Source organism: Brevibacillus sp. HB1.2 (assembly GCF_013332495.1).
Taxonomy (GTDB): Bacteria; Bacillota; Bacilli; order Brevibacillales; family Brevibacillaceae; genus Brevibacillus; species Brevibacillus porteri.
The window spans coordinates 255,225-281,388 of sequence record NZ_JABMIU010000003.1; the positions used below are offsets into that span (position 1 = coordinate 255,225).

Consider the following 26,164-nt stretch of genomic DNA (forward strand, 5'->3'; position numbering starts at 1 on the left):
ATGTTTTGGATGTGCTATAATGCTTGATATTGGTAAGTTCCGTAAAGGAGAAGATTAACATGTCCAAGCAATTTGCCATTATCGGGATGGGACGTTTTGGTTCTAGCGTAGCGAGAACGCTGTACGAGATGGATTATGAAGTCATGGGAATAGATGAGAACGAGGAGCGTATTAACGAAAATATTCAGTACGTAACGCACGCGGTAGCGGCTGATTCTACGGATGAACGGGCCTTGAAGGAAATCGGCATCCGCAATTTTGACGTAGTCGTCGTGGCCATTGGGGTCGATATTCAGGCGAGCATCCTGACAGTATTGACACTGAAAGACTTGGGTGTCAAAAAGATCGTGGCAAAAGCACAGAATGAGCGTCATGGACAAGTATTGTACAAGGTAGGAGCTGACCGTGTCGTATTCCCTGAGCGCGACATGGGGGTGCGGGTTGCCCACAATCTGATCTCCTCTAACGTTCTTGACTTTATTGAGCTGGCAGAGGACTACAGCGTGGCAGAGGTCGTCGTGTCGTCCAAGCTGGTCGGTCAAAACTTGCGGCAACTGGATATTCGGAAAAAATACGAGGTCAACGTTATTGCCATCAAAAGCGGAGATAAATTCAACATCGCTCCTAGCCCGGATGAAGTCATCCAATACGGCGACGTGCTTGTGGTGATCGGGAACAACAAAGACTTACGCGAATTTGAGGAGCGGGCATAGGTTTATGACAAATGAAATCATTACTTCGGTACAAAACCCTCTGGTAAAGCGATTGCACCAGTTGCTGTCACGGAAAGGACGGGAAGAGCAGCAACGTTTTCTCGTGGAAGGGGCGCATCTGGTAGAGGAGGCGTTAAAAAGCGGGGCGGAGGTAGTCACGGTTATTTATGATCAGCAGCGTGACATGGACCCTGCCTGCCAACGTGCTCTGGCTAATCATCCGGAAGCTGTTCAGGTTATTGCGGCATCAGAGACAGTGCTGGCGAAGCTGTCCGAAACCAAGTCACCACAAGGAATTGTGGCCGAAGTGAAAAAAACAGCAACAGATTGGGCAAAATGGGTAGATAAGAAGAGAGAGGAACAAGACAGCTTGCTACTCCTCTTTTTGGACGAAATACAAGACCCGGGCAACCTCGGCACGATTTTGCGTACAGCAGAGGCGGCAGCAGTCGATGGTGTCGTACTTGGAAGTGGCAGTGTCGATATTTACAATGGAAAAGTGGTACGTGCCACAATGGGGGCACTGTTCCGCATCCCAATCTTTACACAGTCATTAGTCGAGACAGCAGATGAATGGAAGGCAAAGGGAGGGCGAGTTCTGATCTCTTCCTTGGAGCAAAACAGTGTTTCCTATGACGAGGCTGATTATGCTGGTTTAACGGCAATGGTCATCGGAAATGAAGGAAGAGGCGTCTCTAAAGAGATGTTTGCCAGGGCAGACCAATTCGTTCACATCCCGCTTTATGGCGGCGCAGAGTCATTGAATGCAGCTGTCGCGGCAGGAATTTTTGTATACGAGGCACAACGCAAAAGAAAAGATCGGCATGCTTAGCCGATCTTTTGCTCACTTTTTTTCTCTTTATACTCTTCGCGCGCGAGTTGCCATTGATCTTGCGCCATCCGGATAATGCCGCTCTCAATGGTGTGGTTGCGAAAAGCCAGGGCCTTACCGAAATACTTGATGGCTAAGTCAAACTTTTCGAGTCTGCGGTAGAGCTCACCAATCAAGTACAGCAAGCGAACTTCGGTCATTTCTTTATCGCCACGTGTATAGTCGGAATGAATATACGATTGTTCATATTCTTCCACGGCCATATCGATAAAGCGCATTTCTTCCGAGACATTTGTCTGGAATCGATAAAGCCATGCGAGACGCAAATACAGACCCGCTTTTACGGAATGGGGCTGATCTGTTAGTTCAGCTGCGTAAATGGCTAGCTTGTAGCTGACAATGGATTCTGGTATATGACGAACCTTGCCAAAATCTTTTGGCTTCCATTTCGAGGAGATTTGTTCATCCACAATCTGCTTTTGCCAGGGGGCGAGCTTGTCCCGGAATTGATCCGTAAAGGCGAAGCCGCATTCAGGGCAGACATTGACGGTATATATAATGGGATTTAAAGATTGCTCTTTAAAAGTGGTATAAAAATCGCTGTCGCGATTGACCATCGTCAACGTACCGCTTCTGATCCTTTTGGTCGAAAAGGACGCTTTGCAATGGCGGCAGTTGATTGTCTTATCGTAAAGGGCGGAAACATTATCAATCATGTCAAAATCCCCTTTCGAATGGTAACATACACATGAAAACACTCTCTTGATATGTAACATTTGTAGAATTGAAAGTTCTCTCTTGTTGCGCTATAATTTTCCTTACATCACAATTATAACGTAAAGCGATGACGGAGACTAGTACGCAGGACCTATCTGTTTTTTCAGGGAGAAGATGTCACAGACTGCGAGCATCTTTAACATGATAGCTGCCGAATTCACTCCAAAGCCGCACTCTGAACCGCTTTTCGCGCAGTAGGAGCAGCCGGGTCATACCCGTTACCAATGATCTGAAGTGAGACAAATGTCTCTTTCCACTAGTGATATTGTCATGGATTTGTCACAGGGTGGAAGCGAATTGTCTAACAAGGGTGGTACCGCGAGAAAAAAGTAACTCGTCCCTTTTCTGGGGCGGGTTTTTCTTTTTTTTACGTTAGCCTCGATAGAGGTTATTTTATCAAACGAAAAAGGAGCGATTCGAAGTGCAAACTCGGTTGCAAGAAATGAAAGAGTCCGCACTGGGCCAAATCAGCCAAGTGACAGAAGCCGCACAACTTCAGGATTTGCGCGTCAAATACCTGGGGAAAAAGGGCGAGTTGACAGAACTGCTGCGCGGAATGGGTGGCCTGTCCCCAGAAGAGCGTCCAGTTGTCGGTCAGCTGGTGAATGAAGTAAGGGAAGCGCTGGAAGCAGCGTTCTCCGGTAAACAAAAAGCTTTTGAAGAAGCGGCTCTGAATGCAAAGCTCTCTTCTCAAACGATCGATGTGACACTGCCAGGACGTCCAGTACCAGCAGGCACCATGCACCCGCTCTCTCGGATTATTGAAGAGATCGAAGACATTTTCATTGGCCTGGGCTTTGAGGTGGCAGAAGGTCCTGAGGTTGAAATGGACCACTTCAACTTCGAGATGCTGAACCTGCCGAAAGATCACCCGGCACGCGATATGCAAGATACGTTCTACGTCACAGAAGAGCTGTTGCTCCGTACGCAGACATCTCCTGTGCAAGCACGTACGATGCTGAAAAAAGAAGGCAAGACCCCACTCAAAATGATCTGCCCGGGTAAAGTGTACCGCCGCGATGATGACGATGCGACACACTCCCACCAATTCACGCAGATCGAGGGCCTCGTCATTGATAAAAAAATCGGGATGAGTGATTTGAAAGGTACCCTCTTGACGTTTGCCCGTCAAATGTTCGGGGAAAACCAGCAAATTCGTCTGCGCCCGAGCTTCTTCCCGTTCACGGAGCCTTCCGTAGAAGTAGACCTGCAATGCTTCAACTGCGGCGGTCATGGCTGCCGTGTATGTAAGCAAACAGGTTGGATCGAGATTTTGGGTGCTGGTATGGTTCACCCGCGTGTACTGGAAATGGCCGGCTACAACCCTGAGGAAGTCAGTGGCTTTGCATTCGGTATGGGTGTAGAACGAATTGCGATGCTCAAATACGCGGTGGAGGACATCCGCCATTTTTATACCAACGACGTTCGTTTCCTGCGTCAATTCAATCGAGGTTAGAGAGGAGAGGCAAAGATGAAGGTATCGTACCAATGGTTATCTGAATATGTCGATCTGAGTGGAACGACGCCCCAGGAGCTGGCTGAAAAGCTGACTCGCAGCGGGATTGAAGTAGACGCAGTTGAATCGCGCAACGCAGGTGTATCCGGTGTTGTGATCGGTTATGTAAAAGAACGCAGCAAGCACCCGGATGCAGACCGTCTCAACGTATGCGTCGTTGATGCAGGACAAGGGGAAGACCTGCAAATCGTTTGTGGAGCAGCAAACGTAGACAAGGGACAAAAAGTTCTCGTTGCCCTGATCGGTGCGAAGCTCCCAGATGGTTTGAATATCAAACGTTCCAAGCTGCGTGGTGTAGAATCCCAAGGGATGATCTGCTCGGCAAAAGAATTGGGCTTAAACGACAAGCTTCTGGCAAAAGATCAGCAAGAAGGCATTATGGTCTTGCCAGCGGATGCGGAAATCGGAATGGATGCTATTTCGTACCTCGGCTTGGATGACTATGTACTGGAATTGGGACTGACGCCGAACCGTTCGGATTGTTTGAGCATGCTGGGGGTTGCTTACGAGGTAGCCGCTATTTTGGGCAAAGAAGTGGTATTCCCACAAATCGAGCTGACCGAAAACGGTGGCGACAACCCGATCCAAGTCAAGATCGAAGCGACGAATGAAAGTTATCAATACCACGGTCGTCACTTCACCAACGCCAAAATCGCGACATCTCCGCAATGGATGAAAAATCGCCTGATGGCAGCGGGAATTCGTCCGATCAACAACGTGGTAGACGTGACCAACTACGTCCTGCTCGAGTACGGTCAGCCGCTGCATGCTTTTGATGCGACACAGGTAGCTGATCGCTCTATTGTCGTTCGACTGGCAAACGAAGGCGAAAAGCTCGTGACATTGGACGATCAAGAGCGCACGCTGGATGAGCAAACCTTGCTGATTGCCGACCAGACCAAAGGCTTGGCGATCGCAGGTGTAATGGGCGGAGCTAACTCTGAAATCACAGGCGAGACGAGCGAAATCATTCTTGAAGCAGCTTGGTTCACGCCAAAAACAGTACGCCGTACAGCTCGAATGCTCGGCATGCGTACAGAAGGCTGCGTACGTTGGGAAAAAGGCGTTGACCAAGCACGTGTGCAGGAAGCGGGAGAGCGCGCTGCTGCTCTGATTCAGCAATTGTCTGGGGCAACGGTATCCAAAGGAATCAGCTCTGCTGTTGTAAGCGAAGCTACGCCTGCTGTTGTTTCTGTTACGCTTGCAAAAATCAATCAGCATCTCGGAACCGACATGGCGGCTTCTGAGGTATCGCCGATTTTCGAGCGTCTGCAATTCCCATATGAAGTAGCGGGCGAAAAATGGACGGTCACGGTTCCAACAAGACGTGGCGACATTACGCTGCCAGAGGATTTGGTGGAAGAGGTTGCACGTCTGTACGGCTACGACAACATTCCGACCAGCTTGCCTTCCGGTTCGACCACACAGGGACAGTTGACAAAAGAACAGCAATTGCGCCGTACCATCCGTCATCACCTGATCGGTACTGGCATGAATGAAGCGATTTCCTATGCACTGGTTCATCCAGATCGTGTCGAGGCAGTAGCCGGTCTGCATCAGGAGAAAGTAAACCCTGTTGCGCTCATGATGCCAATGAGTGAAGACCATAGCGTTCTGCGCACGAGCTTGATTCCAAGCCTCTTGGAAACAGTTGCTTACAATAAAAACCGCCAAAACCACGATGTCGCGATTTTTGAGTTGGGCCGTGTGTTCTTGACGAAAGAAGAAACACTCACGCAGCTTCCAGAAGAGCGTCTGTATGTAGCGGGTGCATTGACTGGACAACTGCTCACACAAAACTGGATGGGCGCTAAGCAGCCTGTTGATTTCTTCCAAACCAAAGGGATTGTGGAATCACTCTTCGCTCGTTTGGGTATCCAAGCTGCTGAATACAAAGCTGTACAGGACATCGCGGGTATGCACCCAGGACGTACTGCTGAAGTATGGGTAGGAGAAAAACGACTGGGCTATTTGGGGCAAGTTCATCCGGGTACAGAAAAAGCGTATGATCTGTCCGAAACGTACGTATTCCAGCTGGATGTAGCTACTTTGATTGATGTAGCTGCCGAGGTAGGACATTACAATCAGTTGCCGAAGTCCCCAGCGGTAACGCGTGACTTGGCTCTCGTTGTGGATCGCAGTGTAGCTGCTGGTGCATTGGAAGCAACGATTCGTAAAGCGGCAGGCGAGCTGCTCGAGTCCGTAACCCTGTTCGATGTATACATGGGTGAGCGTATTGCCCAAGATAAGAAGAGCATGGCATTTGCCCTTGTATTCCGTCACGCAGAGCGTACCTTGCAGGACGAAGAGATTCAACAAGTGACCACTGCTGTCGTCGAAGCCTTGAAAAACAACACTGGCGCTGAACTGCGCATGTAAGATTGCTTGACGAAATCTGACATTTTCAGTAACCTAAAAAAGATAAAGTAGAGCAAAGGTCGCAGTAGGGAGGTACCTCTCGTGCAAGGTGATGGGAAAAATCGTTTGACGGTGGACATCTTTGGCCAACAATACCGGCTCAGTGGCAAGGCAAGTGTCAATCACATACGCATGGTGGCCGGTTTCGTTGATGACAAGATGAACGAAATCGCAAACGGCAACCATCGACTGGATACTGCCAAAATTGCCGTACTTTCTGCAGTCAATATCGCGGATGAATACTTCCGCTTGCGTCAGGAGTACGAAGAACTGCTGAAAATCATTCAGGAAGAGGCAAAGGCTAAACCGATAGATTAAGGAAAAGAGGGGCGGAATGCCTCTCTTTTCACGTTGTGGGTAAAAGGAGAAGAGCCACCCCGTCTTTGATGGGATGGCTCTTTGTCGCATTTTGCCTATGTCTCCTGCTTGTTCCCGGCATCTCCATTACGCATATCCATATGGGTTTTGATCGGGATAAACAAGTCGATGATCCCGATCACCAAGGAAGCGAGAAGCGCCCCAAGAATCGTGACGCGGAAGCCAGAGACGATGAACTGAGTGAGATAAATCACGACGGCACTGACCAAGAAGCCGATAATACCACGATTGTACGGCGAAATTCGATCTCCGAAAATGGCTTCTACGGCCCAGCCAATCAGTGCGATGACAACGGCCGCGAACAGAGCTGTCCAAAAACTGCTAACCGAAAAGCCGGGGACCAGAAAGCCGACAAACATCAGGACTACGGCAGCGACGATAAAGCGGACGATATGGCGCATGATCGTCAAGTGTACTCCTCCTTTAGGGTTGTTTCACCTTTCATTCTCTCACGCAAAGAGTAGAACTATGCCAAACGAAAACGTGTAAAATTATCCTTCGCCGGTGGTGCCTGTCCGAAGCTATCCGTAGCTCAAGTTTTCTAAGCTCCGCTGCCATGTTATAATGGGGAGATCGTAATGATTGCCGGTATAGACCGTCGCTCCCGCCCGCACGGTACAACGGTCGCCGCTGGATAAAGAAGGAGGAGCACAGTGGAACAACGGGTTTTAAGGACGTTAGAATACGATAAAATAGTCGCCCTGTTAATTGACAAGGCATCTTGCACATATGGAAAAGAAAAAGCATCAGAGCTGATTCCTTTTTTACGTTTGGATGAAGTCATAACTGCTCAGCAAGGGACAGAACAAGCAGCAACCGTGTTACGCCTAAAAGGCAGCGTGCCTCTCGGTGGCATACGCGATATCCGCGGTCCCGTACAGCGCGCCAGATTGAATGCCATGCTCGCCCCGATGGAATTGCTGGATATCGCCAGCACTGTTATGGCTGGACGCAGGCTCAAAACGTTTTTGCTCGATATGTGTGAGGATCACGAGCTGCCGTTATTGCAACAGCAGGCAGAGCGGATTGAGGGCCTGCGCGAGTTGGAAACCGAAATTCGCCGCTGTGTTGATGAAAACGGCGATATTTTGGATAGCGCGAGTCTTGAATTGCGTCAGGTACGTCAAGAGATCAGACAACTTGAGTCGCGCATTCGCGAAAAGCTCGATCAAATGACACGCTCGTCTACTTACCAAAAAATGCTGATGGAAAACATCGTTACGATTCGTGGCGATCGTTTCGTCATTCCGGTGAAGCAGGAGTATCGTTCTGTATTTGGCGGAATTGTTCATGATCAGTCGGCATCTGGGGCGACGCTCTTTATCGAGCCGGAAGTGATCGTCGAGATGAACAACAAGCTTCGCGAGCTTCGCCTGCGCGAGGAACGTGAAGTGGAGCGCATTCTGTATGTGTTGACGGAGCAGGTGTCCTTTGCGGTAGAAGCTTTGATCGAGAACACAGAAGCGCTGACAGAGCTCGATTTCATGTTTGCCAAGGCTCAGCTTGCCTGGAGCATGAAGGCGATCTGTCCACGCATCAATGATCGCGGATACGTAAACATGCGAAAAGCGCGTCATCCACTCATTCCACGGGAAGTTGTCGTTCCTGTAGATGTGGAGCTAGGTGGAGAGTATCAGGCGATTGTTGTGACAGGCCCGAATACAGGCGGAAAAACCGTTTCTCTCAAAACAATCGGACTGCTGTCCTTGATGACCATGGCAGGCTTGCATATTCCCGCAGAGGAAGAGAGCGAGATGACCGTATTCTCCTCCGTTTTTGCCGATATCGGGGATGAGCAATCCATCGAGCAGAGCCTGTCTACATTCTCGAGCCATATGACCAATATTATTCAAATCTTGGCGAAAATGGATGACAAGAGCTTGGTACTGTTTGACGAGCTAGGGGCAGGAACAGACCCGACAGAGGGTGCTGCTCTGGCCATGTCCATTATCGACCATGTGATTGATTCCGGTGCGAGATTGGTCGCAACGACACACTACAGTGAATTGAAGGCGTATGCCTACGATAGGCCCGAGGTCATCAACGCCAGCGTAGAATTTGACGTACAGACGCTCCGTCCTACTTATCGCTTGCTCATCGGGGTGCCTGGTCGATCTAACGCGTTTGCCATCGCAAGACGTCTGGGATTGCCGGAACACATCATTGATGTAGCGCGCGGCTCGATCAGTGAGGAAGACAATCAGGTCGAGAGCATGATCGCTTCGTTGGAGCGTAATCGCAAGTCGGCGGAAGCAGACAGGTTGGCGGCAAAAGCGGCACGCGAGGAATCGGAAGAGCTGCGTAGACAGCTGGAAGAAGAGCGCGCGCAATTTGCTGAAGAGAAAAACAAACGAATGGAGCGAGCAGAAGACGAAGCGCGAATTGCGGTCCAACTCGCAAAAGAAGAAGCGGAAACAATCATTCGCGAGCTGCGCGAGATGATGGCAGAAGGCATGGAAATCAAGGAGCATCGTCTCATCGATGCGAAGAAGCGCTTGGGCAATGCCGTCCTTGAGCTGGAGAAGGAAAAGGTGAAGAAGCCTGCGAAAGCCGTTCGTGCCACACAGATCAAGGTGGGCGACGAGGTAATGGTGACGAGCTTCGGACAAAAAGGAACCGTGCTGGAAAAAGTAAACAATGAAGAATTCCTCGTGCAGATCGGGATCATGAAAATGAAGGTGAAGCGCGATGATATGCATGTACAAAACTCCATCCAGCAAAAACCGCAAGCGGCTCCGTACACCTCTGTGAAGCGTCGCAGTGACAATATCAAGATGGATCTTGATCTGCGCGGCTACAACGTTGAGGACAGCATTCGGGAAATCGATCAGTTTTTAGATGATGCGCTGTTAGCAGGCCTGCACTCGGTCTCCATTATTCATGGCCACGGGACAGGAGTATTGCGCAAAGGCGTGCACGAGTATTTGAGAAGTCATCGTAATGTAAAATCCTTCCGCTTAGGTGGTCAAGGAGAAGGCGGCGTAGGTGCTACCATTGCCGAATTGAAATAAGAGGTCGGGAGGGACATATGGAAAGCCTTCTACACAATCCATATTTTGCAACTGCAGCTTATTTTACTGTGTCTGGACTGGCGATGGTGTTATTCTTAGCCATTTTTGAACTGGTAACGCGTTATCGTGTTTGGGAAGAATTGAAGCGCGGGAACATGGCAGTAGCAATGGCAACAGGCGGGAAAATTTTTGGGATCGCGAACATTTTCCGTTATTCCATTCAGGCGCATTTTTCTTTGGGCGAAGCGTTGATTTGGGCGACATTCGGATTTTTCCTGTTGTTGTCTGCGTACTTCATTTTTGAATTCATGACCCCTACCTTTAATGTCGATCAGGAAATTGCAAAAGATAACAGGGCTATTGGTTTTATTGCGATGGTCCTGTCCATCGGATTTTCGTATATCATAGGGGCATCCTTGCCTCGTTAGACGGGTTGAACGATATTTCAAACGAGAGTATAATTTGATTTGGCGAAAGAGTACCAAACTATTCTGCCCAATCAAAGTCCTTTTTACGAAAAAGAGGACAAGCCAAGATTGTATGGGGGAGGAACAGCCTTGGAAACGTTGTACAAGGTCCTCATCGGATTGTGTGTGCTTTTTATCGCTGCAGGTGTTTACTACCTGTCCTAAAAATATACGCAAGTTGGCCGCCTGACTTCTTCTACAGTCATACGGACCTTACTTGGAGAATGTGAAAGAGGAGATACGCAATGACTCAACCTGTACGCGTAGCTGTTGTGGGATTGGGGTTTGTAGGCTTGCCGTTGGCGCTTACCTATGCCATGAAAGGAGCAAACGTCATCGGTATTGACGCCTTACCGCATGTCGTCGATGAGATCAATGCGGCACATTCCCATCACCTGGAGTCCTATCAGGGAAAAACGTTGCCAGAGATCCTCAAAGAGCAGATTGAAGCAAAACGTTTCCGTGCAACGACCTCCTACGAGGAAGCTGCTGCGGAAGTCCATAACTATATTGTAACAGTCGGATTGCCTGTTCATAACGGTGATCCTGATCTCGGACCGCTGAAAAGCTGTGCACAATCGCTCGGTCGCGTACTGAAAAAAGGCGATACCATCATGATCCGCAGCACCGTCGTACCAGGAACGACAGAAGACGTGATTCTGCCGATTTTGGAGGAGACAAGTGGTCTTGTTGCTGGTGTCGATTTCTTCCTGACATACTGCTCGGAGCGAATTGCAGAGGGTCGTGCTTTTGAAGAGTTCATCCATATGCCGCTCGTTCTGGGTGGCATCAATGAACAAAGCGCTGAAAAAGGAAAAGAGTTGTTGTCCTTCATCAGCGAGACGGACATCACGATCACGGATATCCGCGTAGTCGAGACAGCAAAAGTCATCGAGAACATCCAGCGTGATGTGAACATTGCGATGGTACAGGAATTTGCTCGTTTCTCTGAGGCATTCGGAATCGATACGTTCGAGCTGATCAAGGTTGCCAATACGCACACGCGTGTAAACCTGTTATCGCCGGGACCGGGTGTAGGCGGCTTCTGCTTGCCGAATGCGCTGTACTACTTACAGCCTAAGGCACGTGAATTGGAAGTAAACCTCCCGATTCTGCAACTGGCCCGCAATACGAATGATGCAGTACCTGAAGTGTTGATTAGCATGCTCGAGCAAGCCTTGAAGAATAACGGCAAGACATTGGCAGGAAGCCGCGTAGCTGTATTGGGGATGGCGATGAAAGACTTTTCCAATGACGACCGCGTAAGCCCTGTCCACGACCTGATCAAGCAGCTCATAGTAAAAGGAGTAGACGTTCGTTCCTACGATCCAGCTGTTCCGACTGTGTATGATCACAAGGTTGACAGTTTGGAGAAAGCAGTGAATGGAGCAGATGCGTTGTTCCTGACTGCTGTCCAAAAGGAATTTGCTGAGGCGGATTGGGCCCATGTGGCTGAAAAGATGGCTGACGCGCCGATTCTCTTCGATACGAAGAACCGCATCCCGCGTGACCTTGTCAGCAAGGCTACTGTGGTGCGCATTTAATTCTTGAACAAGTACCAATGATTCGTACAAGAAAACCTCTCTAAACGCATGTAGAAGCGTTTGGCGAGGTTTTTTTTCATAAAGTAGTGAACCATATTGAACGAGAGAGCCAATACAAGGTGTATACAATTTCAGGGGGCCCTCCGATGAATGATCAAATGTTAGAACTGTGGCTGGACCGTTTGCTTGATGGAGATCAAGAAGCTTTTGAGGTGGTCTACAGCATGACACGGACAAAAGTTTACGGGACCGTATCAGCCATGGTCACGAATAAAGAAGATGTTCACGATATTGTGAGCGAAGTTTACTATCAGCTATGGAGATCACTGCCTGGCTATGATCGCAAGCGTCCGTTTCTTTTCTGGGTGAATGGGATTGTCATTAGACAGGTGAAAAACTGGCGTAGACAGATTTGGAGAAGATTCCGTCTGTTAGAACGAAAACAGAGCTTGGAAGAAAAGCAACATGTCGAAACGCCGGATGAGCCAATGCTTGCGATGGAGTCTGCCACAGAGATGCAGCAAGCAATCCAAAAGCTGCCGTTCAAGCTGCGGATCGTCGTGATTTATCGGTATTACTACGATTATACGTACGATCAGATTGCCGAACTGCTGCAAATACCAGTGGGGACAGCGAAATCGAGAAATCATCTGGCATTAAAGCGAATCCGAGAGTCGTTTGAGGTCGAGTGGAATGAGGAGGAGCTCCAAGCATGTCTATCGAGAAAATCATAAAACAGTCACTCACCAAACAAATTGACGAGACCATGATTCCTGGTGAAGTAGACCAGCGAGTCAGGCAGTCCTTTCAACGCTATCACAAAAAAAAGGAGACTGTACCGATGAAGAAAAAATTAGTTATGATGGGATTAGTTGCTGCTATTATACTGCCGACTGGAGTATATGCGGCTTTAAATGGAACCTCTTATTTTGCAGACAATCCAAAAGACTTGAACAGTTTGGTGGGTGAAGAGGTTAAGCGAGCAGCGGAAAAAGGGTTGTCCATTCCGATCGATCAAAAAATTACCGATCAGGGGATTACGATTCATTTTACGGAAGTGTATGCGGAAGATAGCAAGGTTCTGCTGCACTATCGCATTGAACAACAAAATGGAGAACTGGTGCCTTTCGAATTCGATACGACAGGTTTAAATGTGGTAGGCGAAGCAAATGGCAATCCTGTGTACCAGGATAAAGGCTTGGAAGGTACAAGTGTCCTAAACTTTATCGGGACCAAAGAGGATACTATGCCTTTCTACTTAACAGACGAGACTGGTAAGGAAGTAGAGGTGGGAATAGCCGATCATGACAAGCCAGAGGGCGTTCTTGCCTTCGTCACGCATGGAGTCAAGCTACCACAGCCACTCACCTTAAACATCGATGTGAACCGGATCGGCAAAACAAAGGGCAACTGGAAGGGACAATTTATTGTGGACCAGAGCAAAGCCAAAGAAGCAACAGAGGCTGCGAAGTAGGAGAAAAAATTCGGTCACGTATAATAAGCCTCGTAAATGGCAATAGTAACCGGGGTAAGACAATATTTCAAATGTCATGTAAGGGTTACATGCTAGGAGGCAAAAAATGGAACGTGGAAGAGTAAAGTGGTTTAACAGTGAAAAAGGTTTCGGTTTTATCGAGCGTGATGGTGGAGATGACGTATTCGTTCACTTCTCCGCTATTCAGGGCGAAGGGTACAAATCCTTGGACGAAGGGCAAGAGGTTGAGTTTGACGTAGAAAACGGTCAACGCGGTCCTCAAGCGACGAACGTTCGGAGACTATAAAAGCTGAAACGACAAGCAGACTCAGGTGATGGGTCTGCTTTTTTATTTGGATTAGGAGTAGCTGCACTTCTTTCTCAGTGGCTTTGGCTTTGTAAAAACAAATAAAAAATGAAAAAAGAGGCGAAAAAAAGAAATAGAGAACGGAAGAACTGATTTCAGTCTTCCGTTCTCTCCTCACCTGTTTAGAAAAACTCTGCACCTGACGCCAGGTTCAGCATAGCCCGCATCGTTTTGTACATATCCTGCGGATTGGCTGCATTGTAATAAACCATGTTTGTAGCTGTTTCATAGCGCGTGCCCGGGACAATCGCGGCCATCTCGGCTTGTCCTGCATGGGAGAATTCCATCGCCAGCTCTACAGGTACAGCTGTACGGAATGGCTGGATGTTGTTCCGATTGCGCAAGGCATTGGTCGTCTTGCGCTTCAGTTCAGCGGTCGCTTCTTCACGCGAGAGACAGATAGCAGCTGTGCGGGATACAGCTTCCTTCACGATCGCTGTCTGAATACCTGGAATCAGTTCCTGGGCTTCGACGGCAATGAGATTATCACCAGACACCATGACAACAGGAACGTTGTGCATGCCTGCAATCGCGGCGTTAAAGCCGAACTCACCCACGACTTGTCCGTTGATATACATATTGTGAACCACACCGGACATCGTATGGCTGAGCACGCCAGGAATCCCTTGGCGGGTATGATAGCCGATAAACATCGCTGCATCAAAGCTCTCATCGAGTCCCTGCATCATGGATGAATCGCGTGGAGAACCTGCCAACAGTCTCGCTTTAGGATGGAGCTTTTCCCAGAGAATGTTGTTCATCGTGTTGTGACTGTCTGCAACAACAATTTCCGTTACGCCAGACTCAAGTGCAGCTTCAATAACTGCATTAGCATCGTCCGTCATAAACTGGCGGCCACGCTGATAGTTAACCCCCGAATCCGGGTTAATATAGCTCGTATCCACAATGCCTGAAATACCTTCCATGTCTACCGATAGAAATAGTTTCATCTCATTTTCACCCTTTCTGTCTGGTACAGCTTGCTATACAAAATAGTTCCAATTCATATGTAACCAGATTGATCATAAGTAGGCAACCACAAAAACAGATTCTTCAAACAAATCACATGAAAAAAGCACGATGCCCGCTGTTCGCGTTTCACCGTGCTTTTCGTCATTTCAGTAACGTACGATAAAGAGCAACAATTTGTTTGGTCATGAGTTGAATGGTAAAAGTGGATTCTACTTTATTCAGAGCGTGTTGCACCATGGTCTCACGCAACTGTGGTGAAGTCCATAACCGTTCCATTGCTTGCGCCAACAAAGTGGGATTTCCCGGTTCGACGATCAGCCCCGTCTCGCCATCGAAAACAAACTCTTTCACGCCGCCGACATTGCTTGCTACGACAGGAACCTCCGAAGCCATTGCCTCGATGATCGTATAGCCTAGCCCTTCGTACAGAGAAGAGTGGACAAAGCCATCTAAGGCATGCAAGCACGCAGGAATATCTTGCCGAAATCCTGCAAAGCGAACACGCGATTCCAGGCCCAATTCTTTCACCTTAGCTTCGAGCGCAGCACGTTCAGAGCCGTCTCCGATCAACACGAGATAAGGGACCTCTTTCTTGTCCACCACAAGCGTATGGAAAGCATCGAGCAGAATCGGGAGACCTTTTACGGGAACAAAGCGAGCTGCTGTCCCGAATAAAAAGGCGTCCTCTGGTATGTTCCATTCCGCACGCAGTCGATTGCGGTCATTCTCCCGTAAATGGTTTTGCCGATAAGGCTTCATGTCCATTCCGTTATAAATCACGCTAATGTCAGACGAGCGAACACCCTGCCCCCGCAAAATATCGGCAATCGCACCACTGATCGCGATATAGTGACGGTTCCAATGTCTCGTGCTCATTTCCATCATGCTGACAATGGCGTAGGCCAAGGAGCTTGTATAATCATAACGGAGTGAGCTGTGAACAGTGGTCAGTAAAGGCACCTTCATACCGCGAGCTGCCAGTCGAGAAAAGAAATTGGCTTTAATCCCATGCGTATGGATAATCGCTGGTTGGAATGTGGAAAAGGCATTCCGCAGAGCCTGCAGCAATCGTAAGTCAAAACGTCCGAATTGATTCAGAGTAATGACTTGAATGCCTGATTCCCGCAATTTACTCGCGAAGAGAGAATCATAGAAGCATACGACTGCGACATCTACTTCGTCGACTGGAAAAGTAGTGACCAAATTGAGAATATGTTGTTCAGCACCGCCAAATTCCCCCCCGCCAATCACGTGGAGGACTCGTAATTTGCTCATCTGAATTCACCCGAATCGTAATTAAAAAACAACCTCTACCGAGGTATGTACATGGAGGCACGACCCAATACAGGCGGTGTGCCGAAAATGAAGGATAATTTGTAAACAAAGCCATTCTCACTATAGCAGATGCCTGCTAGATTCGCAATAAGACAGCACTTATGGTATCGTTGATGATGGAAAATTGAAATGGAGAAGGACGGTTACGTAAATGAATACGCACAATGTGTTGATCATATGCTACATATTTCCTCCAATTGGTGGAGGCGGCGTGCCAAGACCGTTGAAAATGGCCAAATATTTAGGGGAGTTTGGCTGGAATGTCCATGTGCTGACAGTAGATCCTGCTTATCATGCGACGCTCGATCCATCCCTTTTGACACAGCTGCCGAGTGATGTCACCATTCACCGTGCGAAGGAATGGCAGCTGCTGCCGAATCGAGGGGGACAAGCCGCATCAGCAAGTGCCAATACAACGTCCACACCATCACAGCCTTCGTTCAAAGCGCAGGTAAAAAAACAGATCGTCAATGTGCTGAAAAAAGTAAAGCCATACTTATTGATTCCAGACGACCAAATCCTGTGGATGCCGAATGCGCTCAAGCTGGGGCGGGAAATTATGCGCCGTGAAAAGATCGACGTGATTTTTTCTACATCGGGACCGGTTACGAACCATTTGATTGCGAAAAAGCTTTCCCGTGAGTTTGGCTGCAAATGGGTAGCGGATTTCCGAGATCCGTGGACGCAAAATATGCACACCTCTGGCATCGAATGGCGAGAGCGTATGGAAGAGCGAATGGAGGAGGCCGTGATGTCCCAAGCGGATGCGATCACGACCGTTACCGCGACCTTCGCCTATAATTTTCGCGAGAAGCACCAGGATCGCATCAAGCGGATGGAACTGATCTACAATGGGTTTGATCAGGCTGATTTTCAAGGGTTGGCTCCTAGTCATGCTGCTCCGGACAAATTTCATGCGGTGTACGCAGGTATTTTGTATCAAAAGCGCAACCCACGCCTACTCCTGCAAGCCATCCGGGAACTCATCGATGAAAAAGCAGTAGACCGAAATGATCTCTTACTCAGCTTTGCAGGGGTGTTCGATTATCCGGGTTATTCCGAAAATCGCGACTGTGTAGAAGCATTGGGGCTGGGGGACATCGTTAGCGTGTTGGGGAATCTGCCGCATAAAGAAGCACTCGGACTAATGAAAGGTGCGAATGCCCTGTTGCTGATCGGGGATGTGTCTGCTGACGCTGGAGCGTATATTCCGGGTAAGCTCTACGAATACATGGGGATCGGCAACCCGATTCTTGCTCTGAATAAAAGAGGCGAAGCGACAGAGATTATTGAAGATTTCTGTCTCGGACAAGTAGCCGATCCAGAGCAAAAAGACGAGATCAAGCAAGCGTACCTGAAGCTGTATCAGGAGTGGAAAGCGCAAGGAAAAACGGGTAGCGAGAAACGCGGAGCGGATTTTGCAGAACGTGTGAAACCGTACGAACGTCGTGAACAGGCGAAGCAACTGGCGAACGTGATGGATGAACTGGTAAAAAAATAGGACAGCATAGCCCCGGAGCCAATGAAGGCTGCGGGGTTTTCTTCATGACAGGCATACTTCTTCTGCTTCAAAATAAAAGGACCTGACGATAATCGCCAGGCCCTGATTCGTACCGATTAGTCTGCTACCACGCAAATGTAGCAGGCTTTTTTAGTACAGCAAATATTTTTCTACTTCTTCCGGTTCTTTGATGTGAATGCCACCCGTATCGTCGTATTTAAACAGGTTGAACATCACTTGCTGGTCCATCGTTCCGGCTTCAGGCAGCGGCAGAATGATCCACGTCTCGTACTGGTGGATCAGACGGTCTTCCTTGCCGAACCAAATCGTTGTTTTGATCGTGGATTCCTTCAAGATGTAATCCAGATCAGGACGTTCGCCCAATTGCTTTTTCAATGGTTCAAACAGTGGACTTTGGCTATTTTTCAGCCATTCTGCTCCTGTCATTTTCAATTGGAACGGAACGCTGACGACGCCAATTACTTTTTCCTCAGGCAATTGGACGGCCTTGTCCATGAAAGGCAGCCAGTCCTCGAAGCCTTTCAATACATCAAACGCCAGCGGCTCATCCGGAGCGGTTACAAACTGCTCGTTTGCCTTGATGTAGCGTTTGTCGTGAATGCGATAGTACGAATAGGGTTGGGCTGCGATGCGTGCATCGACATTGTAGCCCTTCCCGTTAATGACGGCACCATTGAACATACTCGTCGTCGTACGTGACAAGATGGTGTTTTTTACATGGCCCTTGTACCAGTAGGTCTGTGCCTCTTTATCCGTCTTGCCTTTTTCTAGGGCTGTTTTCAGCCACTCCGCACCTGACTCAGTTTGGACTGTCGTCGTCTGATCCGGCTTCTGGTCAAAATTGGTGGTGGCAAATGCTTTCGTTCCTGATTCATACGTGCAGCCACCGAGCAGGGAGGCTGTGCAGATGGCAGCGAGTAATGCCCATGCTTTCGTCGCTTTACGCATGGCGAAACCTCCTTACGACTCCGTATCCCAAGAGTCCCACGAATAGTGCGATTGTGAGTCCGAATACCGGAATGTTGTGCTGCTTAAACACGAGAATGCGATGCGTATTGTACATGTTGGCCACGATTTCGTTTTGCTTGTCGCCATCGATGTCGCCGATTTGAACATTGATCAGTGGCAAGTAAATACGCCAGTTTTGTTTCAAACCTTCAGGTGTGTAGTCATAGCCAGACAAATAGCGGGAATCCGTTGTGCTTACCCAGCTCTTAGCCTTTGCTACGATCTCAGGCTTGTCGCTGTTACCGAGCGTAGCAAAGTTGGAGAAGCGGAAGCTCTTGTCGCGGTCACCGCTAGCCCACAATATTTCCCACGTACCATCTGGTTTTGGTTTCAAGATGTACGAAGGCTTGCCTGCTACGAGCAGCTCGTCGACCTTGTCGTTGTCGATATCGGCAGGAATGAACTCGCCAGTTGCCAATTCAGCTTCTTTGCGAGTCAAGGTATAGGCTTCCGTCAGTGTGCCATCAGAATCGACGGTCAGTACACTCAGATGTTCACCCATGACAATGAGTCCTTCGTGTCCATCTGGGAGCATCATGGTGGTCAACAGCTTGGTTGATTTGGTCATCCCGCCAAAAGGCTTGCCGTCGTAGTTTCCTGTCAGCATACCATCCTTGATGTGTAGATCCGTGTACTTGGAGCCCAACGTTTGTCGTACGTCCATACTGCCTTCGTTTTCTGTCAGTTGATTTGCGATGTTTTCCATATCAAGCATCAACGCACGATATGGTGCCGTTCCGATTTGCATCATGCCTTCCGCATACGGTTGGCGTTGTACATTCGGTACCAATTGACCGTCTTTCATCGTGTAATACGGGAAGCCCGGGTAGTCGGTTGGCAATTTTTCCTTGATGATCTCCATGGTATCTGCCGGAATTTGATCATTCGGCATCCGCACCATTTGGCCGTCTTTCCAGGTCAGGACGTAAAGAGAAACAGGTTCAGCCTGCAAATGGCGCAGCTTCTCCGCCATTGCTTTTTTCTCTTCTTCCGTCTCTGGCTTTTCAATTTCTTCAGGCAGTGGAAGCTCCTCGGCATTGCCGTACGTGATGATCTCCATGCTGCCATCGCCATTGACGTCATGCAGTGTGACCGGGAAGTAATCCACCCAATCTCCGTTGTACAGACGGTCAGATTCGTATTTCACAGTAAAGTGACTGAGTGCAGTCAATGTATCTCGGTTGAACGTGACATTCGCCAAGAGGGCGATCAAAACTAATGAGCCGACTGCACGCCAATTGAGACGCCCGTACCATTTTACGAGTAGGGCAATCACGATGATGGCGATCGCTCCTCCGATCAACAGAGCAGCGGTCGTTTTCACATCGACGCGTGTCAATGCCCGATCCAAGAGCAAGAAGCCGATCGTAAACACAAGCACTTGACGACGTTCCGACGGATGGACCACGAAGTAGCAAAATGCTAGCAGTGGCAGGAAAATGAGTACAGCAATCCACGTTAAATCAAGGAAAGCTGGTTTCACGAGCAAATGGTAAATCAGAAACAGGGCAATGGCGTACAGCGCCCAGCTTATCGTTTCGAGAATAGGATTCCGGCGCATGCCCTCACCACCTTTTATTTTGTGTCTGGTCGACGAATAATGCGCACAGGAAGCCACCAAACAGCCAGAAATAGAGGGCCATGAACGGCACCTCGAAAATGTTTTCCACGAGGTTATGGGTAGCTACGGCTATTAAACCGCCCAATAGGCCGAGTATCGCAAAAAAGTGCGGCGAGCCTTGGAGGTTGCGGATAAGCCCAGCTCCGTATTTGAACATGGTGATCACGGTTCCGATTAACAGGATGATCCCGATCAGACCGTATTCCGCTAGACTTTTGAAGAAATAGCTGTCTGAATAAATCGTTCCGAAATGGCGAGTCGCTACTGCACCGCCATGATGACCGAGACCGACGCCAAATAATGGCTCGATGCGCATCTTGTCATAGGCTTCGCCCCAGCGACCAATACGTCCGCCTTGGCTGCTAGATTCGAAGTATTCAGGTGTAAACAGCGTGAAAATGCGATCTTTTACTTTTCCGACAAGCGGAACAGAATCAGGAACGAAGAACAGGGCTACAATCCCGATAATCCCTGCGATCACCAAGTATCCTGCGACTCGTTTGTTCCATATGTAGAAGCAAACAAATGCAGCAAAGGCAAGGGCAAACCAAGAACCGCGGGAACTTGTTAACAGCATGGCGAGCAAAGTCGTCAGCGCAACGATGGCCCAAATCCATTTTTGCTTGCGATCCTTCGCTGTCATGAATAGACCAGCGGCAATCGGTGTAATCAATGCCATATAGCTGCCCAATACGTTCGGGCTCGTTACGAAGGAGAATGCACGCGTGGTAACTGCTTCCCCTTCCTGCACCCATGATTCAGGTGTTTTGACGCCTACGATGACTTGCAAGACACCATACAGTGCCGCTATGAAACCAACCAGCACAAGTCCCTTCATGAACTTGTCTAGGTCTTCCATCGACTTCAATAAATAGAAGCCCATGAAAAAGGCGAGGATGTACTGGTAGACGGAACGGAATCCTTCTACGCTCGCTTCCCAGTTCGCCATGTCTGTCACCATGATGGCAACTCCGAGGACGAAAAGGGCTCCAAGCCAATGTTTGATTCCAGGCATCGTCCGATTTGACTGTAAAAACGCAACGAATGTAAACAGCATCAAGACGATGAGCAGTCCTTCATCCCACAAAGAAGATATGACTGGAATCGGTAGAATCTGTCGCAAGACGTAATCGATTACTGGATAGGCCAACAGCAAATACAACCACGTAGATGATTGGCTTCCCCACTTCAACACGGTTTCTCTCATTTTTATTGTAGTCCTCCTACAGGTAGGGATTAACTTACCTATTATAATGAATCTGACAACCCAGTAGCAAGCCGGGGGGAAAGAGGTTGGTAGGAAAGGTAGAAATAAGATATGATAACTAGGTAGTTTGAGGGTTAGAACCAAGCCTGGAACGTAGGGTTTCGAATAGGGATAGGAGAAAAGTGGACATGAGTTTGTTAAAAATCGCTTCCATGATTGTCGTGCTGACTCTCGTTGGAAGGCTTCTAGGTTTTTTTCGCAGTGTGTATGTATCGAGTTTGTACGGTACTGGGATGGAGGCAGATGCGTTTAATATCGCGGCAACGATCCCGCTGACGCTGTTCTTGGTCATACCGGGAGCGGTCAATGCTGTACTGATTCCGACGATGCGCGGCATGATGGAAAAAGGAGAGCGGACGACTGATTTGTATCAGAAGATGCTCACGATCATTTTGGGCGTATTCGTTGCTCTCTCTGTCTTAGGAGTTGTCTTTTCTTACGAGCTTGCTGGGATGTTTGGACTGACAGGTGAGAAGCTGGAACTCACGGCTAATATGCTGCAATGGATGTGGCCATCAGCTATTTTCATCGGGTTAACCGGACTGTGGTCGAGTATTTGCAATGCGCACCAGCATTTCTTTACACCGACGCTTGGCACGGTAGTCAATGGAGCTTTGGTGATTGTCAGCATGTATGTGCTCGTTCCGATGTATGGTCCCATTGGATTGGCGATGGCTACGACAATCGGTTACTTGGCGGCACTGTTGCCGATTCTCCCGACTTTGCGCGGATTCGGCTACCAGCACCGCTTCTCATTTTCTTGGCGTGAGGACGCTTCTCTCAAAGGCATGGGCGAGCGCGTCATTCCGATTTTGATTGGTGCGGTTGTAGCCCAGGCCACTACCTTTTTGGAGCGCGGCTTCGCAGAAGGACTCGGAACGGGTGTCGTTTCCGCTCTCGCCAATGCGAACCAGATCATGCAATTGCCTCTGGCTATTTTTGTCGGGGCGTTTACGTTGCCGTTATTCCCACTGTTGGCTAGTCATGTCAAGCGGGGGGAAATGACGGAGATGAAGCAAATCCTGCAAAAAGGACTTGCCTATCTCCTCATTTTGCTGCTGCCCGTGACGGTTGGACTTGCGTTATATGCAGAGCCTATCATCCGACTAGCTTTTGAGCGCGGAGCGTTCGATGAGCATTCTGTAGCTTTGACAGCGTGGGCACTGCCGTTTTATGGCGTAGGACTTTTCTTTTTAGCGTCAAGAGACTTGCTGACTCGCGCCTTTTATGCACTGGAAAACACGAAGACACCCGTTATGATCGGGGCGATCGGGATCGTTGTGTATGCCCTTGCCAACTGGTTGCTCATTCCACTGCTTGGTCATGGCGGAATTGCCCTAGCTAATGCAGTTTCGGCTATCAGTCAAGCACTCCTGCTGTTTGTTTTGCTATGGAGGGCGGTAGGCAGCCCTGTACGGGCGAATTTCCTCATGACTGCCGGGAAAACCATTTTGGGCTGCGCAGTCATGGCCGGTGCTATTTTACTCATCGATCCATGGTTATCCGCATGGCCTGTCTGGCTGTACTTGCCGTTAGGAATTATCGGTGCAGCGCTTTTATATCTCGTGGTGCTCATTTTGGTTCGCGAGCCACTCGTATCAGAGCTACTGCAAAAAGTACGCAAGCGGTCTACTCCAGCGGGAGGGCGATCGTAAGCGGGAATTCCCGGATTGCATAACGAGTCTTACCCGAGCTTGCGGGGGGAATGGTCTCCACGTAAGAAACTTGGATGCTTACTTGACCTAACGCCGAGCGAATTCCTGCCAAAAGCTTTGCTTCATCGGCAGGTAAAAAATGTTCAGGCTCCTTCACCAGTCTCAGGCTTAGTCGCTCGGGCTCATGCTGGACGATCTGGAAGGTGCGGAAGCTGTCCATATTGCGCACGATGTGATTAAAATAATGTCCGTGCACGTACCGTCCATTTAGCGCTAGGAACATGTCGTCTTCTCTGCCGTCGATCGAAGCAAGAAGTGGAAAAGGGAGATTGCATGAACAGGCTGAATCAGAAAGCGCGACGACATCTCCTATTTGGTAGCGCAGGCGAGGCATGACGGTATTGTGCAGGTCTGTGACAAGCAGTGCTCCTGGGTGCCCTTTGTAGACGGGAATATGCGTAATTGGATCGACTACCTCCAAATAACAGTTCCCAGAAAAGGCATGCATGCTTCCAGACTTGCATTGGTAGGCAATGATTCCGCCGTCACGGGCGCCGTATTCATTCACAACAGGCGCATCAAAAGCCTGGGTAATCGTTTGTCGCTGGTGTTCGTGCAGGCTTTCTGCTGTAGAGACCACGGCTTTGAGCGGGATTCCGAGTGCCATGCCGCGTCGTAGAATCATCGTGGCGAGCGCATGAAGTGCGGAAGTGTACCCGTATAAATAGGCTGGTTGGAAATCCCGGATGAGGCGCAGGTTTGCTTCCAAATGTCTTTCGTCCAGTTCATAGGCAGAAATCATCATACGGTTTTTCAACCAGCGCTCCTTCCAGCGGTAGCGGCGAGCTTGCTGGGCGTTTAATTCGAGAGGAGAGCCCCAGATCATTACACATGGGTCACCTATGCGAATGCCGTACCAGGATAACCCCAACCAGCGCGCAGCTTCATATCGCTCGACAGTAGGACGATCGAGATAAAAATGGGTAGGTTCACCTGTGGAGCCTCCCGTACGATTTGCAATGAGGCTTTTGGTTTGTAGTCCTTGGCTCATATATTGATCAGCGTTTTGCCGAAAGTGTGCTTTGGTCAGAACAGGAATACGCTGCAAAAAACGTTCAGGCATCTCGCGCATTTTGCTCCAGTCTGGGGCGAGGGCAGTGTAGGCTGGTACGTTTTGTATCGCATGATCGAGTAGCTTCACCAGCTTTTCTCGCTGCTGCACGTTAAGCGCTGCGGCAGATAGATGCTCGGCTGCTTGCAATTCTTTCATGTAAGGACGAATGCGATTTCCTTTCAAAGCCTCCATTAACGGCCACTGTACATGTCGGATCAAAAATCCGGTTGTGGGCATAATATCCCCTCCTACTCACAGATCACACAGGCAGACCGCAAGCGGTCACATTCTGTCTAATGAAAAACGTCGAGACGTTTTTCACAAAAATCAATGGAATCTGTTTTTTACCAGTATTGCTGCGAAATTCCATCGATATACCTGTTTGCTGGAAGAGGGAAATGATAGTAGGATAGAGAGTGGGTTCATGTCGATTGGTACTGCCCCACGGGTATCCAGTCAAAGAGACGAATAAAGGAGTTACCCATGTTGAAAAAAAGTCATTTTCTCGCGGGAGCATTGATCTTAGCCATAGCGGGGATTTTGTCAAAAGTTATCGGGATGTTTTATCGGATTCCGCTTCAGGAGATAGTGGGCGACAGAGGTCTCGGACTCTATCAGGAAGTATATCCTCTCTACCTGACCTTCCTCATATTGGCGACAGCAGGTGTGCCAGTAGCGTTGTCGAGGGTGATTGCAGAGGCATTGGCTGAAGGGAAACAAGGCTCTATTGGACAAATTTTGGCCCGTAGCATGGTCATGATGGGCGGGATCGGACTTGTCTTGTTTGCGCTCCTGTACGCCAGCTCTCCACTGATCGCAAAGCTCATGGGGAATCCGCATTTGATTGAGCCGATTCGGGCGATTTCCATGTCGCTGCTGTTCGTTCCCTTGATTGCGGTTATTCGCGGCTTTTTCTACGGCCATCAAAAAATGTTGTTTGTCGGGCTCTCGCAAATCGTAGAGCAGACGTTGCGTGTCGTATTTATTTTGGTAGCTTCCCTGTATCTCGTGTCACTCGGTGAAGATACGGACACCGTGATTACCGGAGTCAACTTCGGTACGATGATCAGTACATTTTTAAGTCTCGGGTTTCTAGCGTTGCTCATGTGGCTCCACAATCGGAAAAATTCCGTATTTAGCGGGGCAGAGTGGGGGCGTCTTACTTGGTGGTATGATCGTGCCTTCTTCGCCTCGATGTGGCGAATTGCCTGGCCGATTTGTATCAGCGCCTTGGTTATCCCGATTTTCAGCCTGACGGATTCCTTCCTGGCGATTAACATCTTCCGCTACATTTGGAACGTGGATGGATTGACGGCGGATACGTGGTTTGGCATTTACAGCAGGGGAGGACCACTTCTGCAAATGGCGAGCTTGTTCGGATCGTCGATTGCCCTCTCGATCGTGCCTGCCATTGCCGAAGCGATCAGACAAAAGGATCAGGAACGGATTACGACCTTGACCAAACTCTCGCTCCGCTTTGCTTGGCTAATCGGTCTACCTGCTGGTCTTGGACTGACAGCTGTAGCTGAAGGGGCGAATCTCGCGTTGTATGGTGATATGGAAGGCACGCGTGCAATGGCGATTTTAGGCATCACAGCGATTCCGCTTTCCTTGTTGCTTGCTACAAATGGTATTTTGCAAGGAATCGGTAAAGAAAAAATCCCTGCGCGTCATCTGCTGTATGGTGTCATTGTAAAAGTACTGGCGACACTCGTGTTTACCTCGATGTTCGGTATGGACGGCTTGTCCCTGTCATGGCTGGTTGCGACTGCATTTGTCTGCGTACTGAATATGCGCGTCATCAACCATTATGTATCGATTCCGATTAACTGGCGCTTTGATACCGTTTATCCGTTACTGGTGGCTAACCTCATGCTGATTCTGGCTTGGGGAGCGACAGAGGCAGTTGATTTCCTGTTCAGGGGAAGAGAACCAGTGCGCATTTTGGGAGCGATAGAGACCGTCGCTGGAGTCGGTGTAGGACTCGTTGTTTACCTGGGACTGCTGATCCTCATTCCACTCATTGAGGATAAGGAGCTGGACTGGCTGCCAGGAGGAAACAAGCTGCGCGCCTTTATCCAATTCATTCGGAAGAAGCAGGCTTCCTCGTTAAAGTCCAATACAAATAACGACTAATAGAATCGAAAAACCCCTTTCTCCAAAAACGGAGGAA

Annotated in this window: 22 protein-coding genes; 14 read left to right on the forward strand and 8 right to left on the reverse strand. The window is 49.0% G+C overall.

Going from position 1 to position 26,164, the window contains the following annotated elements:
* Positions 1-59 precede the first annotated feature (59 nt).
* Both HPY28_RS09295 and HPY28_RS09300 read left to right on the forward strand, forming a co-directional pair.
* Complete coding sequence (locus HPY28_RS09295; RefSeq protein ID WP_007728524.1) at positions 60-713, forward strand: potassium channel family protein; 654 nt, start codon at positions 60-62, stop codon at positions 711-713.
* A 4-nt stretch (positions 714-717) separates the two neighbouring features.
* Complete coding sequence (locus HPY28_RS09300) at positions 718-1,545, forward strand: TrmH family RNA methyltransferase (RefSeq protein ID WP_174230459.1); 828 nt, start codon at positions 718-720, stop codon at positions 1,543-1,545.
* Here the strand turns inward: HPY28_RS09300 and HPY28_RS09305 are convergent.
* Positions 1,542-2,261, reverse strand: a complete 720-nt coding sequence (locus HPY28_RS09305) for a DUF2225 domain-containing protein (RefSeq protein ID WP_174230460.1) — start codon at positions 2,259-2,261, stop codon at positions 1,542-1,544. The two genes, HPY28_RS09300 and HPY28_RS09305, sit on opposite strands and share 4 nt — an antisense overlap.
* A gap of 482 nt (positions 2,262-2,743) precedes the next feature.
* Here HPY28_RS09305 and pheS point away from each other — a divergent pair, with 482 nt between their 5' ends.
* The 3 genes from pheS to zapA all read left to right on the forward strand — a co-directional run bounded on the left by pheS (position 2,744) and on the right by zapA (position 6,574).
* A complete protein-coding gene (gene pheS / locus HPY28_RS09310) occupies positions 2,744-3,778 on the forward strand; it encodes a phenylalanine--tRNA ligase subunit alpha (protein ID WP_017251057.1) in 1,035 nt (344 codons plus the stop codon).
* A 15-nt stretch (positions 3,779-3,793) separates the two neighbouring features.
* Positions 3,794-6,217 (forward strand): phenylalanine--tRNA ligase subunit beta, encoded by a 2,424-nt coding sequence (gene pheT / locus HPY28_RS09315; RefSeq protein ID WP_017251058.1) that lies wholly within the window; start codon positions 3,794-3,796, stop codon positions 6,215-6,217.
* Between the two features lie 81 nt (positions 6,218-6,298).
* Positions 6,299-6,574, forward strand: coding sequence for a cell division protein ZapA (zapA, locus tag HPY28_RS09320; RefSeq protein WP_007728510.1), 276 nt, complete (start codon positions 6,299-6,301; stop codon positions 6,572-6,574).
* 95 nt (positions 6,575-6,669) lie between these two features.
* On the opposite strand, the gene HPY28_RS09325 is transcribed toward zapA, so the two are convergent.
* Positions 6,670-7,044, reverse strand: coding sequence for a phage holin family protein (locus HPY28_RS09325; RefSeq protein ID WP_017251059.1), 375 nt, complete (start codon positions 7,042-7,044; stop codon positions 6,670-6,672).
* Between the two features lie 243 nt (positions 7,045-7,287).
* Between HPY28_RS09325 and HPY28_RS09330 the strand changes: the two genes are divergently transcribed.
* The 6 genes from HPY28_RS09330 (at position 7,288) to HPY28_RS09355 (ending at position 13,437) form a co-directional block, all read left to right on the forward strand.
* A complete protein-coding gene (locus HPY28_RS09330) occupies positions 7,288-9,645 on the forward strand; it encodes an endonuclease MutS2 (RefSeq protein WP_017251060.1) in 2,358 nt (785 codons plus the stop codon).
* A 17-nt stretch (positions 9,646-9,662) separates the two neighbouring features.
* Positions 9,663-10,073: a DUF350 domain-containing protein gene (locus HPY28_RS09335; protein WP_017251061.1), complete on the forward strand. Its 411-nt coding sequence runs from the start codon at positions 9,663-9,665 to the stop codon at positions 10,071-10,073.
* A 284-nt stretch (positions 10,074-10,357) separates the two neighbouring features.
* Positions 10,358-11,656, forward strand: coding sequence for a nucleotide sugar dehydrogenase (locus HPY28_RS09340; RefSeq protein ID WP_174230461.1), 1,299 nt, complete (start codon positions 10,358-10,360; stop codon positions 11,654-11,656).
* 146 nt (positions 11,657-11,802) lie between these two features.
* Positions 11,803-12,390, forward strand: a complete 588-nt coding sequence (locus HPY28_RS09345) for a sigma-70 family RNA polymerase sigma factor (RefSeq protein ID WP_174230462.1) — start codon at positions 11,803-11,805, stop codon at positions 12,388-12,390.
* Positions 12,369-13,130 carry a DUF4179 domain-containing protein gene (locus HPY28_RS09350; RefSeq protein WP_174230463.1) on the forward strand — a complete coding sequence of 254 codons (762 nt, stop codon included), beginning with the start codon at positions 12,369-12,371 and terminating at the stop codon, positions 13,128-13,130. Before HPY28_RS09345 ends, HPY28_RS09350 begins: the two co-directional genes overlap by 22 nt.
* A gap of 106 nt (positions 13,131-13,236) precedes the next feature.
* A complete protein-coding gene (locus HPY28_RS09355) occupies positions 13,237-13,437 on the forward strand; it encodes a cold-shock protein (RefSeq protein ID WP_007728493.1) in 201 nt (66 codons plus the stop codon).
* 182 nt (positions 13,438-13,619) lie between these two features.
* Here the strand turns inward: HPY28_RS09355 and HPY28_RS09360 are convergent, their stop codons facing one another.
* Together HPY28_RS09360 and HPY28_RS09365 are read right to left on the reverse strand one after the other, a co-directional pair.
* Positions 13,620-14,447 (reverse strand): M55 family metallopeptidase, encoded by an 828-nt coding sequence (locus HPY28_RS09360; protein WP_017251066.1) that lies wholly within the window; start codon positions 14,445-14,447, stop codon positions 13,620-13,622.
* A 163-nt stretch (positions 14,448-14,610) separates the two neighbouring features.
* Positions 14,611-15,744 (reverse strand): glycosyltransferase, encoded by a 1,134-nt coding sequence (locus HPY28_RS09365; RefSeq protein WP_174230464.1) that lies wholly within the window; start codon positions 15,742-15,744, stop codon positions 14,611-14,613.
* A gap of 211 nt (positions 15,745-15,955) precedes the next feature.
* On the opposite strand from HPY28_RS09365, the gene HPY28_RS09370 reads away from it, so the two are divergent.
* Positions 15,956-17,305, forward strand: a complete 1,350-nt coding sequence (locus HPY28_RS09370) for a glycosyltransferase family 4 protein (protein ID WP_174230465.1) — start codon at positions 15,956-15,958, stop codon at positions 17,303-17,305.
* 150 nt (positions 17,306-17,455) lie between these two features.
* Here HPY28_RS09370 and HPY28_RS09375 read toward each other — a convergent pair whose 3' ends face one another.
* The 3 genes from HPY28_RS09375 to HPY28_RS09385 are packed head-to-tail and all read right to left on the reverse strand — an operon-like array spanning position 17,456 to position 21,162.
* On the reverse strand, positions 17,456-18,274 hold the full coding sequence (locus HPY28_RS09375) for a hypothetical protein (protein WP_174225753.1): 819 nt from the start codon (positions 18,272-18,274) through the stop codon (positions 17,456-17,458).
* Positions 18,267-19,895, reverse strand: a complete 1,629-nt coding sequence (locus HPY28_RS09380; RefSeq protein WP_174230466.1) for a hypothetical protein — start codon at positions 19,893-19,895, stop codon at positions 18,267-18,269. The genes HPY28_RS09375 and HPY28_RS09380 overlap by 8 nt, the downstream gene beginning before the upstream one ends.
* Before the next feature lie 4 nt (positions 19,896-19,899).
* A complete protein-coding gene (locus HPY28_RS09385) occupies positions 19,900-21,162 on the reverse strand; it encodes an O-antigen ligase family protein (protein ID WP_017251071.1) in 1,263 nt (420 codons plus the stop codon).
* A 188-nt stretch (positions 21,163-21,350) separates the two neighbouring features.
* Between HPY28_RS09385 and murJ the strand changes: the two genes are divergently transcribed.
* Positions 21,351-22,877, forward strand: coding sequence for a murein biosynthesis integral membrane protein MurJ (gene murJ / locus HPY28_RS09390; RefSeq protein WP_017251072.1), 1,527 nt, complete (start codon positions 21,351-21,353; stop codon positions 22,875-22,877).
* Here murJ and HPY28_RS09395 read toward each other — a convergent pair.
* On the reverse strand, positions 22,852-24,228 hold the full coding sequence (locus HPY28_RS09395) for a phenylacetate--CoA ligase family protein (protein ID WP_174230467.1): 1,377 nt from the start codon (positions 24,226-24,228) through the stop codon (positions 22,852-22,854). The genes murJ and HPY28_RS09395 overlap by 26 nt on opposite strands.
* Before the next feature lie 246 nt (positions 24,229-24,474).
* Between HPY28_RS09395 and HPY28_RS09400 the strand changes: the two genes are divergently transcribed.
* A complete protein-coding gene (locus HPY28_RS09400) occupies positions 24,475-26,127 on the forward strand; it encodes a putative polysaccharide biosynthesis protein (RefSeq protein WP_173622384.1) in 1,653 nt (550 codons plus the stop codon).
* Positions 26,128-26,164: the final 37 nt, after the last annotated feature.